Source organism: Devosia sp. P3_B2 (assembly GCF_056402875.1).
The window spans coordinates 56280-67774 of record NZ_JBFUGO010000017.1 but is presented as its reverse complement, the minus strand read 5'-3'; the positions used below and the strand labels follow the sequence as shown (position 1 = coordinate 67774).

Annotated in this window: 14 protein-coding genes; 6 read left to right on the top strand and 8 right to left on the bottom strand. The window is 66.6% G+C overall.

Annotated elements, in window-relative coordinates; genetic code table 11:
* Positions 1-315: 315 nt before the first annotated feature.
* The gene (locus tag AC1DV8_RS21480) at positions 316-1245 is read right to left on the bottom strand and encodes an L-threonylcarbamoyladenylate synthase (protein ID WP_477158848.1); all 930 of its coding nucleotides are present in this window, start codon (positions 1243-1245) and stop codon (positions 316-318) included.
* Between the two features lie 66 nt (positions 1246-1311).
* On the opposite strand from AC1DV8_RS21480, the gene AC1DV8_RS21475 reads away from it, so the two are divergent.
* The 3 genes from AC1DV8_RS21475 (at position 1312) to AC1DV8_RS21465 (ending at position 3333) form a co-directional block, all read left to right on the top strand.
* A complete protein-coding gene (locus tag AC1DV8_RS21475; RefSeq protein ID WP_477158847.1) occupies positions 1312-2241 on the top strand; it encodes a histone deacetylase family protein in 930 nt (309 codons plus the stop codon).
* A 126-nt stretch (positions 2242-2367) separates the two neighbouring features.
* Positions 2368-2622 carry an exodeoxyribonuclease VII small subunit gene (locus tag AC1DV8_RS21470; RefSeq protein WP_477151730.1) on the top strand — a complete coding sequence of 85 codons (255 nt, stop codon included), beginning with the start codon at positions 2368-2370 and terminating at the stop codon, positions 2620-2622.
* A gap of 108 nt (positions 2623-2730) precedes the next feature.
* Positions 2731-3333: an SCO family protein gene (locus AC1DV8_RS21465; protein ID WP_477158846.1), complete on the top strand. Its 603-nt coding sequence runs from the start codon at positions 2731-2733 to the stop codon at positions 3331-3333.
* Positions 3334-3346: 13 nt separating this feature from the next.
* Here the strand turns inward: AC1DV8_RS21465 and AC1DV8_RS21460 are convergent, their stop codons facing one another.
* The 6 genes from AC1DV8_RS21460 to AC1DV8_RS21435 form a co-directional block, all read right to left on the bottom strand.
* Positions 3347-3952 carry a hypothetical protein gene (locus AC1DV8_RS21460; protein ID WP_477151728.1) on the bottom strand — a complete coding sequence of 202 codons (606 nt, stop codon included), beginning with the start codon at positions 3950-3952 and terminating at the stop codon, positions 3347-3349.
* Positions 3953-4165: 213 nt separating this feature from the next.
* The gene (gene aroC, locus AC1DV8_RS21455; protein ID WP_477158845.1) at positions 4166-5272 is read right to left on the bottom strand and encodes a chorismate synthase; all 1107 of its coding nucleotides are present in this window, start codon (positions 5270-5272) and stop codon (positions 4166-4168) included.
* Between the two features lie 74 nt (positions 5273-5346).
* The gene (locus AC1DV8_RS21450; RefSeq protein ID WP_477158844.1) at positions 5347-5856 is read right to left on the bottom strand and encodes a GNAT family N-acetyltransferase; all 510 of its coding nucleotides are present in this window, start codon (positions 5854-5856) and stop codon (positions 5347-5349) included.
* Positions 5857-5864: 8 nt separating this feature from the next.
* The gene (locus tag AC1DV8_RS21445) at positions 5865-6620 is read right to left on the bottom strand and encodes a hypothetical protein (RefSeq protein WP_477158843.1); all 756 of its coding nucleotides are present in this window, start codon (positions 6618-6620) and stop codon (positions 5865-5867) included.
* A 12-nt stretch (positions 6621-6632) separates the two neighbouring features.
* Entirely contained in the window at positions 6633-7262 is a 630-nt protein-coding gene (locus AC1DV8_RS21440; protein WP_477158842.1) for a histidine phosphatase family protein, read from the bottom strand.
* A 50-nt stretch (positions 7263-7312) separates the two neighbouring features.
* Positions 7313-8125 (bottom strand): enoyl-ACP reductase FabI, encoded by an 813-nt coding sequence (locus AC1DV8_RS21435; protein ID WP_477151723.1) that lies wholly within the window; start codon positions 8123-8125, stop codon positions 7313-7315.
* Between the two features lie 108 nt (positions 8126-8233).
* Between AC1DV8_RS21435 and AC1DV8_RS21430 the strand changes: the two genes are divergently transcribed.
* Both AC1DV8_RS21430 and AC1DV8_RS21425 read left to right on the top strand, forming a co-directional pair.
* The gene (locus AC1DV8_RS21430) at positions 8234-9649 is read left to right on the top strand and encodes an FAD-binding oxidoreductase (RefSeq protein WP_477158841.1); all 1416 of its coding nucleotides are present in this window, start codon (positions 8234-8236) and stop codon (positions 9647-9649) included.
* A 44-nt stretch (positions 9650-9693) separates the two neighbouring features.
* A complete protein-coding gene (locus AC1DV8_RS21425) occupies positions 9694-10251 on the top strand; it encodes a hemerythrin domain-containing protein (protein WP_477158840.1) in 558 nt (185 codons plus the stop codon).
* On the opposite strand, the gene AC1DV8_RS21420 is transcribed toward AC1DV8_RS21425, so the two are convergent.
* On the bottom strand, positions 10248-11003 hold the full coding sequence (locus AC1DV8_RS21420) for an SOS response-associated peptidase (RefSeq protein ID WP_477158839.1): 756 nt from the start codon (positions 11001-11003) through the stop codon (positions 10248-10250). The genes AC1DV8_RS21425 and AC1DV8_RS21420 overlap by 4 nt on opposite strands.
* 68 nt (positions 11004-11071) lie before the next feature.
* Between AC1DV8_RS21420 and AC1DV8_RS21415 the strand changes: the two genes are divergently transcribed.
* Positions 11072-11476, top strand: coding sequence for an NUDIX hydrolase (locus tag AC1DV8_RS21415; protein ID WP_477158838.1), 405 nt, complete (start codon positions 11072-11074; stop codon positions 11474-11476).
* Positions 11477-11495 lie beyond the last annotated feature (19 nt).

The window sequence follows — 11495 nt, the reverse complement described above, 5'->3', positions numbered from 1 at the left end:
GGCGAACCGGTCCTTGCCGTGATGGTTTCCGCCTGAACTGCAGCGACCCGCAGCCCACCCGGTCTCCCCCGCACCAACCACTCGTCATGATCTCGCTTCGGTGCAGCGGATGGGGGGAGAATCGCATGGGTGGGGAGCGGGGGGATAGATCGGCGCAAGATTCTCGCAACGCCTTGCCCGGCCTCACGATTGTGGCTCCGCTCACCCCCATCCATCCCCCCGTCAGAGGGGGAGGTGCCGCATCGAGTTTGGTGGCACGATCGAACCCACCCCGGTGGGGAGTTGAGGTTGAGATGGAGCGGAGGTTCGCCACAGTCAGCCCCGCGGCGCGGCCGCGCGTTTCAGCCGGTCGTTGATCGCTTCGCCGAGGCCCTTGCGGGGGATCGGTGCCACGGCGATCCGCGTGGCGCCCTCGTCGAGCTGGTGCAGCATCGCGAACAGGTTGCGGGCGGCCTCGCGCAGGTCACCGCTCGGCGACAGGTTGGCGCCGGCGGGGCCCGGACCGAAGCCAAGCCACGTCTCCCCCGCCTCCGCCCGCTCGGCGTCCAGCCGCAGTGTCGCGTTCGGCGCGTAGTGGCTGGCCAGCATGCCCGGCGCGGCGATCGCTGCATCGTGTTTCGCGACCGCCACCGGCCGGCCGATTGCCGCCTCGATTTCGTCGCGCGGCAGGGCGCCGGCGCGCAGTTGCGTCACCACGTCGCCCTCGACGGCGAGGATGGTGGATTCGACCCCCGCCTGCGATGGCCCGCCATCGAGCACCGGCACCGCGCCGCTGAACGAGCGGTCGACCTGCGCCGCGGTGGTCGGCGACAGTTTGCCGGAGCGATTGGCGGATGGGGCGGCGAGCGGCAGGCCGGCCACGCGGATCAGCTCGAGCGCCAGCGGATGGTTGGGGATGCGGATGCCGACGGTATCGAGCCCGGCGGTGACGAGATCGGAAAGCCCGGCTTCGGGGCGTTTCGGCAGCACCAGCGTCAGAGGGCCGGGCCAGAATTCTGCGAGCTTCCGCGCCATCGGGCTGAAGTGCACCAGCGTCTCGGCCATGGCGAAATCGGCGACGTGCACGATCAGCGGATTGAAGCGCGGACGGCCCTTGGTCTCGTAGATCTTCAGCACCGCATCGGAGTTCGTCGCGTCGGCGCCGAGCCCGTAAACCGTCTCGGTGGGGAAGGCGACGAGCTCGCCGGCCCGCAGCAGCGCTGCGAGCGCGGGCAAATCCGACGGGGGATGAACGGCACCGGCCATGGCGCGAGGTTTGACAAGCTCGACAGCAAAACGTCAAGCTATTGGGGCAGCGACAGTTCCGAGCCCATGGCCACCCTTCTCGTCTCCCAGCGCAATTTCGAAAGCCACGTCACCCCCACCGGGCACCCCGAGCGACCCGACCGGCTACGTGCCGTCGAGGAGTCGCTCAGCGCCGATCGCTTTGCCAGGCTCGTCCGCCGCGATGCGCCTTCGGCGGACCTGACGCTGGCCGAACTGGTGCATGACGCCAGCTACCTCAGCATCCTCACCCGCGCCCGCCCGGCCGAAGGGATCGGCCAGATCGACGAGGACACCTTCATCTCGTCACGCTCGCTCGAAGCGGCGGCAACGGCGCTGGGCGGCGGTCTTGCTGCGCTAGAGGCGGTGGCGCTGGGCGAAGTGCGGAATGCCTTCTGTGCGGTGCGGCCCCCGGGACATCATGCCGAGATCGATCGGCCGATGGGTTTCTGCCTCGTCAATTCGATCGCCGTCGTGGCGCGCGAGGCGCAGCGCAAGTTCGGCGCCGAACGCGTGGCGATCGTCGATTTCGACGTGCATCACGGCAACGGCACCGAGGACATCTTCAAGGACGACCCGACAGTGTTCTATGCCTCGAGCCACCAGATGCCGCTCTATCCGGGCACCGGATCGCCGAGCTTCACCGGCGTTGGCAATATCTGCAACGCCGCGCTCGATGCCGGCAGCGGCGGGCCGGAAATGCGCGCCGCCTATACCGACCGCATCCTGCCGGCGCTCGAGGCGTTCCGGCCGGATTTCCTTCTCGTCTCCGCCGGCTTCGACGCGGACTATCGCGATCCGCTCGCCGGATTGAACTGGCACCCCGAGGATTTCGCTTGGGTCACCGAGCGCCTGACCGAGGTCGCCGGGCGGGTCTGCGAGGGGCGGCTGGTTTCGATGCTGGAGGGCGGCTACGACCGGCAGGGGCTCGCGACCGGGGTCGCCGCGCATGTTGAAAAGTTGCTGGCCGCGGGCTAGAGCATCTCACCGTTTCGTTGAAACGGCGAAATGCTCCAGGTTCCTGATTTGTCGCGCTTTCGAACCGGAAAAGTCTGCAACTTTTCCTGAAAGCGCTCTGCAACGAGCCTCATCGAAGGAACTGACATGGCCGATTCCCCCGCCACCCCTGACGACATCAAGCAGATGAGCTTCGAGGCGGCGCTGCGTGAACTCGAGGGCATTGTCGGCAAGCTGGAAAGCGGCCAGGCACCGCTCGCCGAGTCGATCGCCATCTATGAGCGCGGCGAGGCCTTGAAGGCGCATTGCGAGGCGCTGCTGAAGGCCGCCGAGATGCGGATCGAAAAGATCACCCTGCGCAATGGCCAGCCCACCGGCACCGAGCCGCTCGACCCGCAGTAACGCGGGCGCCGATTGCAGATACAAACCTCAGTGACTGCGCGACAATGACGCGCGCCAAATCTGCCCCACGGGCGCTATAAGCAGCGCCAACACAGTAGGGCAACATTCATGGCCGAAACCAATTCCCCGGCGCTGGCGCGCTTTCGCATCATTCTGTGGACGCTGGTCGTCGTTGCCGCCATCGGCGCCACGGCGCTGTTCATCTTCAGGCCGCCGGCCGCTCCCATCGGGGTCACCGGCAAGCCGTTCACGCTCGAATCGACGGCCGGGGGCACCTTCACCCAGGACAACCTCAAGGGCACCCCGAGCCTCGTATTCTTTGGCTACACCCACTGCCCGGATGTCTGCCCGACAACGCTGGCCGAATCGACGGCGTGGCGCGAGGCGCTCGGCATTTCCCCGGACCAGTTGCGCACCATCTTCGTCACCGTCGATCCCAAGCGCGACACCAAGGACGTGCTGGCCGACTATCTGAGCTCGTTTCCCGGCACCATCGGCCTCGTCGGCAATGAGGTGCAGACCGCCGACGCCAAGGCATCCTTCGGCGCGATGTCCGAGGCCACGGCGCCCGATGCGGACGGCTACTACCTCGTCAACCACACGGCCTCGGTCTTCCTGATCAACAAGGACGGCCAGTTCGAGGGCACCATCGCCTATGGCGAGCCCACCGACGCCGCGGTGGGCAAGATCCGGAAGCTCCTCGCGTCCTAGGCGGTTCGCGCCGCTAGACGGCGCGGTGGCCGAACAGCTTCGGCATGAAATGCGTGCTCGGGTCGGGCAGCGCCCGGAAGCGGCGACCGCGCACCTCGCGGTGGATCACCCGGGTGCCGTATTTCGGATCGCGCTGGAACACCAGCCTCGTATGCGCCGCGACGCCGACCCGCAGGTCCGCGCCGTGGTCCAGCCGGCGCCGGTCGGGCCCGAGATAGTCCTTGGCCTCGACATAGGTCTGCTCGCTGTTGAGCTGCTCCGCCAGCCGCTCGGCCAGCGTATCGCGGTGCTGCGGCAGCCCGATCACGTCGTCGAAGCCGAACCGCACATATTTGAGCATGATCTCGGCGGGGCAATCGTCGATGAACAGGATGATCGGTGAGTAGCAGAGCTTCGAGCGCCGCTCGTCGCGAACCGCCTCGATCACGTCGAGCAACTCGTCGTCGCGCATCCGGGAGCCGAGAAAGAAGTAGGTGACGCCAGCGCGCGACTGCATGGCGCTTGGTCCGTCCAGCTTGCTGACCACCTCGCCGAAACCGAGATGGTGCGCTGTGAGTTCAAGCGACCGCGTCTCGATCTGATCGGCGGCGATGATGAAGGCGCGACAGTGTTCGAACATCGGACGACCCCTCGGTTGTCTCAGTGCGACCGCTTAGTCGTCCAGCGCTTACCCTTAGAATAAATCCAGCGCTGGCAATGACTTACACGTTGTCATTACAAGAGGCCCTGCCGGACCGGCGGCGTCAACGCGCATAAGCGCGAGCGCTGAACGACCGATTTTCGGCCGTCTAAGCATCCGCCACAGCAGCGTGCGGAGCGCTGCGGACTGTTCTCAGTAGCCGATGCCGCCTTCGCGCCCGGTCTGGCCCCGGTGGCGGAGGAAATGGTCGGCCAGCACCACCGCCATCATCGCCTCGCCGATGGGCACGGCACGGATGCCGACGCAGGGGTCGTGGCGGCCCTTGGTGATGACTTCGGTGTTCTCGTTGTGCGTCGTCACCGTCTGGCGCGGCGTGATGATCGACGAGGTCGGCTTCACCGCAAAGCGGCAGACGATCGGATCGCCATTGGAGATGCCGCCGAGGATGCCGCCTGCCTTGTTCGAGGTGAAATAGGGTCCAGCATTGCCCGCGCGCATCTCGTCGGCATTCTCGATGCCGGTGAGTTCGGCCGCCTCGAAGCCGGCGCCGATCTCCACCGCCTTCACCGCGTTGATCGACATCATCGCCGACGCGAGGTCGGCGCTCAGCTTGCCGTAGATCGGCGCGCCCCAGCCGGGCGGCACGCCTTCGGCCACCACCTCGATCACCGCACCCACCGAGTTGCCGGCCTTGCGGATGCCGTCGAGGTAGACCTCCCACTCCTTGGCGGCGACCGGGTCGGCGCAGAAGAACGGGTTGTTGTCCACCTCGGCCCAGTCGAAGCGCGAGTAGTCGATCTTGTGCGGGCCGATCTGCACGAGGCTGGCGCGCACCGTGACGTTAGGGATCACCAGCCGCGCCACGGCGCCGGCAGCAACGCGTGCCGCGGTCTCGCGCGCCGAAGCGCGGCCCGAGCCCTTGTAGTCGCGGATGCCGTATTTCTGGTGGTAGGTGAAATCGGCGTGCCCCGGCCGGTACTTGTCCTTGATCTCGGAATAGTCCTTGGAGCGCTGGTCGGTGTTCTCGATCATCAGCGAGATCGGGGTGCCGGTGGTCTTCAGCTGCCCGTCGCGCTCGTCCTCGAACGCACCCGACAGGATACGCACCTGGTCATCCTCACGCCGCTGCGTGGTGAAGCGCGACTGCCCGGGCTTCCGCCGATCGAGATCACGCTGGATCACCTCAGCCGAAATCGGCAGCCCCGGCGGGCAGCCGTCCACCACCACGCCCAAGGCAGGTCCATGGCTCTCGCCCCAGGTGGTGAAACGGAACAGGTGTCCGAAGGTGTTGAACGACATCGCAGGTCCTCAGCGTGAAGGACTTCTAGGAACCTGCCCGATGAAGGTCAATCGGCGCTTCGGTGCAAGCGGGCTCATGCAGCGCGGAGCGTCTTGCTCAGGACGACGCTGCGGTAGTTGGTGTGCGACCATTGAGCGTGCTCGATGAACCGGTACCCGAGCCGCGTGTACCATTCGACGAGGTGAGTGGCAGGCTCCGCCGTGTCGAGGGCAAGTTCCCGGACGCCCGAGGCGATGGTACGTTCCTCCACATGGGCGAGGAGGCGCCGGCCGAGGCCCTTGGCCTGAAGGCCGGGCTCAACGGCGAACTGAACGAAGGAAGCGACGTCTGCGCGATCATACCAGGGACAACCGCCGGTCCGGGTGCAGTCACGGAACACGATAGTGCCGCAGATCACTCCATCGGCCTCGGCGACGAAGCACTCCCCCTGCTCGATCCGCTTCAGCGTCACATCGGCACCCTGATGCGTCGCCCAAAAGCGCAGCCCCATCCCGGCGAGCCCGGCATAGGCGCGGTGCAGCATCTCGGTCAGTTCGAACACGGAATCCGTCGAACGCCACGGTCGGATGGAGATGTTGTCCACGTGATCCTTCAATCCGACGGGCGGAGGTATGGTCGCATTGCCTTCGCCATCTCGGCGGCGATCTCGATGCGGCGGATCCACTGCAGCGGCTCGAGGTCGTAGCTGTCGGCCGCCGCGCCATACTCGTCGATGGTGCGATAGTAGAGGCCATGCGCTTCGGCGTAACCGATACGGTGGCCGAGCTGCTCGGCGAGCAGCGGCCAATCGACGTCGTTGGCGATGCTGTCGACCCGGCTGTGCGCGACGATGTCGCTAGCCGCGGCGCGGTCCATCCGGCGCACGGCGAACAGCAGGTCGGCCGAACGGCCGGTGAGCAGCTCGTAGGTCCGATTGATTGGCATCTCGGTATCGCGCAACCGCTTCGGCACCGCTGCCATGGCGCGTTCCGTGCGCCCGATGATCAGCAGCTGCGCCTCGGGCTGGGCGGCGAGCACATCCGCCATCTCGGCGGGATGGGTGTCGATCCAGCGCAGGACGTGGTCGAGATCGGAGTACAGCACGCGATCGGTGCCACATCCCAGCGCCAGCCCGACGGCGCCGCGTCGCGCCTGGCCGATGATCGCTTCGCCGGTCGGATGCCAGGCGATCCGGGCTCCGAGTGTGTCGGCAAGGACCGTAGCTACGCGAGGATCGGTCGCCTCAGTCAGGCTGACGGCAAAGCCGGCGAAGAGACTGCGCAGCGCCGGGGCGGCCGCCGCGATCGGGCCGGCGAGGCGTGCCTCGGTGTCATGGAGGATCGTGGCGAATGCTGTGGTGGTCGACATCCGCCGCTCCGCTCAGTCGTCCCAGCTGTGGCCGGCCGGGTACACGACGCTCTTGCCGTCGATGAAGTGCACCACCGAATCCTGCGGCGGGAACCAGTTCACCGCGCGCTCCGCCGGAAAGTCCTCGATCAGGCGGCGGAGGATCCTCAGGATACCGCCATGCGCCACGATGATTGCCGGACCCTTGAGAGTGTCGGCGGCAAAGCTCCGGACACGTTGCGCCACATCCTCGTAGCTTTCGCCAGAGGGCGGACGGAAGAACCAGAAATCGGCGTCGCGCTCGCCGGCAATGGCCATCTCGCCCGAGCTGAGTTCCGTATGGAGCCTGCCCTCATAGACGCCGAACGACACCTCGACGAGGCGGTCGTCGAACCTGACTTCGGGCAGCGGTTCGGCAAACGCCGAGCGCACCCGCTGCATGGTCTCGCGGGTGCGGCCCAGCGGCGAGGCATGCCACTTGAACTCGGCCGGCGTCCGTCCGGCGCGGGCGAGGATCTGATGCAGCAGCTTGCCGTTGAGGTCGGCCTGCCCACGCCCGACGTCGTTGAGCGGGATGTCCTTCGAGCCCTGGTACCGGCCCTCGGCGTTCCAGTCGGTTTCGCCGTGGCGGATGAAATAGAGTTCAGGCCAGTTGATAGACATCGTGACGCTCGGAAAGAGAAAGGGCCGCCTCGCGGCAGCCCTGGAATAGGTCAGGCAGTGGGCGCGGCGGCGGCAGGTTCATCATCGACATGCATGCCGATGATATTGAAGCCACAGTCGACATACTGGATCTGGCCGGTGACGCCCGAGGAGAGGTCGCTGAGCAGGTAAAGCGCGGCGGAGCCAACTTCTTCCTGCGTGACGTTGCGCTTCAGCGGCGCCGCCTTCTCCTGATAGTGCAGCATGGTGCGAAGGCCCGAAATGCCCGAGGCGGCGAGGGTCTTGATGGCGCCGGCCGAGATGGCGTTGACGCGGATGTTCTGCGGGCCGAGGTCGTGCGCGAGGTAGCGGACCGAGGCCTCGAGTGCCGCCTTGGCGACGCCCATGACGTTGTAGTTCGGCACGTACTTCTCCGCGCCGTAATAGGTCAGGGTCAGCAGCGAACCACCGGGGTTCAGCATGGCTTCGGCGCGCTTGGCGACGGCGGTGAAGGAGTAGACCGAGATGTTCATGGTCAGCGCGAAATTATCGGCGCTGGTGTTGATGTAGCGGCCCTCGAGCTCTTCCTTGTTGGAGAAGCCGATGGCGTGGACGAGGAAGTCCATCGTCCCCCACTTCTCCTTGAGCACGCGGAAGGTCTCGTCCATCGCCGCGTCGTTCGACACGTCGCACTCGACCAGCGTGGTGACGCCGATCTCGGCGGCGAGCGGCTCGACGCGCTTCTTCAGCGCCTCGCCCTGGTAGGAGAAGGCGATCTCGGCGCCCTGGTCGGCGAGGGCCTTGGCGATGCCCCAGGCGATCGAGCGGTTGTTCGCCACGCCCATGATCAGGCCCTTCTTGCCGGCCATCAGACCCTGCGCCATCGTTCTGCTCCGTATGGAATGTCTCGTTGGCGCCGCTTGTCGCATAGGGGCTTGGCGCGGGCAAGTTCGCCCTTGCGCCAAGCGGGCCGGGGGCTATCTTCCGGCGCCATGACCACGCTGGCCCCCAAAGACATCGTCCGCGCCCTCAAGGCCCTCCTGGGCGAAGCCGGTACGCTGATCGCCGATCCCCAGGAAATGGCGAGCTATGTGACCGAACCGCGGAAGCGCTTCCATGTCGCTGCTGTGGCCGTGGCGCTACCCGGCAGCGTCGCGGCGCTGCAGGCGCTCTGCCGCTGGGCCAACCAGCACCGCGTGCCGCTGATCCCGCAGAGCGGCAATACCGGGCTGGTCGGCGGCCAGGTGCCGCTCAGGGGCGACGAAGTGATCGTCAACCTTTCCCGCATCAACCGAGTGCGCGAGGTCAATGCGGCGGCCGGACACATGACGGTCGAAGCCGGGCTGATCCTCGAGGAAGCGCACAAGGTGGCGGAAGAGGCGGGCGCGATCTTCCCGCTCTGGCTGGCGTCGCAGGGCTCGGCCCGCATTGGCGGCGTGCTCAGCTCCAATGCCGGCGGCGTGCAGGTGCTGGCCTATGGCAATGCCCGCGAACTCACCCTCGGGGTCGAGGCGGTGCTGGCCGATGGGCGGCTCTACAACGGCCTCAACGCGCTGAAGAAGGACAACACGGGTTACGACCTCAAGGACCTGCTGGTCGGCGCCGAAGGCACGCTCGGCTTCATCACCGCCGCGACGGTAAAACTGTTCCCGATCCCCGAGGCGCAGGAGACGGCGCTGATCAATGTCAGCGGCCCGGAGGCTGCGCTAGAGCTGTTCTACCTCTTGCGCGAGCGCACCGGCTCGCGGCTGACGGCCTTCGAGCTGATGAACCGCTTCGGGGTCGACCTGCAGCTCAAGTACGGCCTGCTGCCGCGCGATCCGACCGCATCGCTGTCGCCCTGGTACGTGCTGGCCGAGGTCAACCGCATGAGGGGCGGCGTGCCCGGCGCGCTGCAATCGGCGCTGGAGGGGGCCCTGGGTTCGGGCCTCGTCGGCGACGCCGTGGTTGCCGAGTCCGAGGCCGATCGCACGCTGATGTGGGCAGCGCGCGAGCAGATGAGCGAGGTGCAATCGAAGGAGGGCGCCTCGATCAAGCACGACGTATCGGTGCCGATCGGCGCGGTCCCCCAGCTCATCGCGGAGGGCACAGCGGCCGTCGAACGCGCCATCCCCGGTGTCCGGCCATGCCCGTTCGGCCACATGGGCGACGGCAACATCCACTTCAACTTCAGCCAGCCAGTCGGCGCCGATCCCAAGGCCTTCATGGCCCGCGAGGCCGATGCCAATGCGGCGGTCTACGAGGTGGTGCGGAAACTCGGTGGCTCGGTCTCGGCCGAGCACGGCATCGGGCAACTGAAGTCGGGCCTCTTGCGGCAGGTGAAGGACCCGGTGGCGCTCGAGATGATGCACGCCATCAAGGCAGCGCTCGATCCGAACGGTATCCTCAACCCGGGTAAGGTACTCTGAGGTGCCTTGTTGACGGCACGCCACCCGCGTCCCATCTCACGGCCATGCTGCTCGATATCGGATTTCTCGACGACACCACCCGGCCCGCGCCCATCAAGCTTGAGGGCCTGACCGAGGCTCAGCGCGCGCCCGGCCTGCACCTCAAGGAGGTGCACGACCACCTGCGCGACAACATGAAGACTCTCGCCGTGCTGATCGATCGCGCCGCCGCCGGCGAAGTTCGCGCGACAGAAGCGACGGAGGAGGCCGCCAGCCTCGCCATGGTCGCCAACTACCGCCGCTTCGGCAACCTCTGCGGCCAGCACTGCAACATCGTCAACGCGCACCATTCGATCGAAGACAAGGCGGTGTTCCCGGCTATCGCCGCGCAGGGCGCCGGCTTCAAGGCCATCGCCGATCGGCTGCAGGCCGAGCATGTCGTCGTGCATGAGCTGCTGGTGCGGCTGATCGATGCGCTGGGTGAACTCGCGACCGAACCCGGCGCGAGCCGCTTCGCCGATACGCTCGAACTCTACCGCGCCCTCGAACGCGTCTTGCTCAGCCACCTCGGCTACGAGGAAGAGGCGATCGGCGATGCGCTCGGCTACTTCGAGCTGTTCTAGAACAGGTCGAGCTGCCCGCCGCCGCCAGCGGCTACCTTCTTCTTCGGCTTCACCGCCGCCGCGGCTTCGGCCTCTGCCTCTTCGGGCGTGATCGGCCGGATCAACTCCGGCCCATCGACATCGGCGCGGCCGATGGCCTTGCCCACTGGATGATACTTCAGCGAACCCGGAGGCAGCGGCAAGGCCAGTTGTCGGGCGGCGGTGATGTCGAAGTCGCGGGTATTGAGCCACATGTCGACAGCATCGCCCGTGAGCATCGCCGGCATCCGGTCATAGACCGAGCTGATCTCGAGATTGGGCTCCACCGTGACGATGCAGGCAGTGTCGACCTCCTCACCGTCCGGTCCCGACCAGTTCGAGTAGAGCCCCGCGAAGATCATCGGGGAATCGTCTTCCATGGTGATGTAGTAGGGCTGGCGCTTGCCGTCCGGCCCCTTCATCCACTCGTAGTAGCCCGAGGCCGGGACGATGCAGCGCGAGTGGCGCACAGCGTCGCGGAACGACGGCTTTTCCGCCATGGTCTCGGCCCGTGCGTTGATCAGCAGTGAGAACTCGCGCGGATCCTTCACCCAGTTCGGGACGAACCCCCAGCGCACCAGCTGGATGGTGCGGCGCCCCGACTGCTCCCACACCACCGCGATCGGCTGCGTCGGGGTGATGTTGTAGCGTGGCGGAAAGTCGATCTTGTTGAGCAGGTTGAACAGCTCGACCATCATTTCCGGCGGCAGGGTGGTGGCGTAGCGTCCGCACATAAAGGGGCTCTCCTTCACTCCCTAGTTAGGCACTTGCCGCGCCGAGGACAAACCACAATCATCGGTTTATGCCCGCGTCCCAACGGCCTCCGAATGCTGCGAGTGTCGCGCTGATCGATCGCGACAAGGTGCTGCTGATCCAGCGCGCCAGAAAGCCGTATTTCGGCATGTGGAGCCTGCCCGGCGGGCGGCTCGAGCCGGGCGAAACGCCGGAGCAGGCGGCCGAGCGCGAGATCCTGGAAGAGGTTGGCCTGCGCGTCTGGCGGTTGCACCCGATCCGCCGCATGTTCCTCGGCGAAGGCCGCTTCGTCCTGCAGGTCTATGCCACCGAAGCCTTCGAGGGCGAGATCGTCGCCTCCGACGAAGTCAGCGCGTGGCGTTGGGTGCGAGCGGACGATATCGGCGGCATGTACACCACCCCCGATCTGGGCGACGTGGTGGCCGGAGCCTTCCGCATCTTCGATCGCAGTTGAGGCAATCGGGCGTTTCACT

Coding starts and splice junctions, on each gene's coding strand:
- AC1DV8_RS21465 (WP_477158846.1), top strand. CDS start 2,731: ATGGCCGAAACCAATTCCCCGGCGCTGGCGCGCTTTCGCATCATTCTG.
- AC1DV8_RS21460 (WP_477151728.1), bottom strand. CDS start 3,952: ATGTTCGAACACTGTCGCGCCTTCATCATCGCCGCCGATCAGATCGAG.
- AC1DV8_RS21445 (WP_477158843.1), bottom strand. CDS start 6,620: ATGTCGACCACCACAGCATTCGCCACGATCCTCCATGACACCGAGGCA.
- AC1DV8_RS21475 (WP_477158847.1), top strand. CDS start 1,312: ATGGCCACCCTTCTCGTCTCCCAGCGCAATTTCGAAAGCCACGTCACC.
- AC1DV8_RS21415 (WP_477158838.1), top strand. CDS start 11,072: ATGCCCGCGTCCCAACGGCCTCCGAATGCTGCGAGTGTCGCGCTGATC.
- AC1DV8_RS21425 (WP_477158840.1), top strand. CDS start 9,694: ATGCTGCTCGATATCGGATTTCTCGACGACACCACCCGGCCCGCGCCC.
- AC1DV8_RS21470 (WP_477151730.1), top strand. CDS start 2,368: ATGGCCGATTCCCCCGCCACCCCTGACGACATCAAGCAGATGAGCTTC.
- AC1DV8_RS21480 (WP_477158848.1), bottom strand. CDS start 1,245: ATGGCCGGTGCCGTTCATCCCCCGTCGGATTTGCCCGCGCTCGCAGCG.
- AC1DV8_RS21420 (WP_477158839.1), bottom strand. CDS start 11,003: ATGTGCGGACGCTACGCCACCACCCTGCCGCCGGAAATGATGGTCGAG.
- AC1DV8_RS21440 (WP_477158842.1), bottom strand. CDS start 7,262: ATGTCTATCAACTGGCCTGAACTCTATTTCATCCGCCACGGCGAAACC.
- AC1DV8_RS21435 (WP_477151723.1), bottom strand. CDS start 8,125: ATGGCGCAGGGTCTGATGGCCGGCAAGAAGGGCCTGATCATGGGCGTG.
- AC1DV8_RS21430 (WP_477158841.1), top strand. CDS start 8,234: ATGACCACGCTGGCCCCCAAAGACATCGTCCGCGCCCTCAAGGCCCTC.
- aroC (WP_477158845.1), bottom strand. CDS start 5,272: ATGTCGTTCAACACCTTCGGACACCTGTTCCGTTTCACCACCTGGGGC.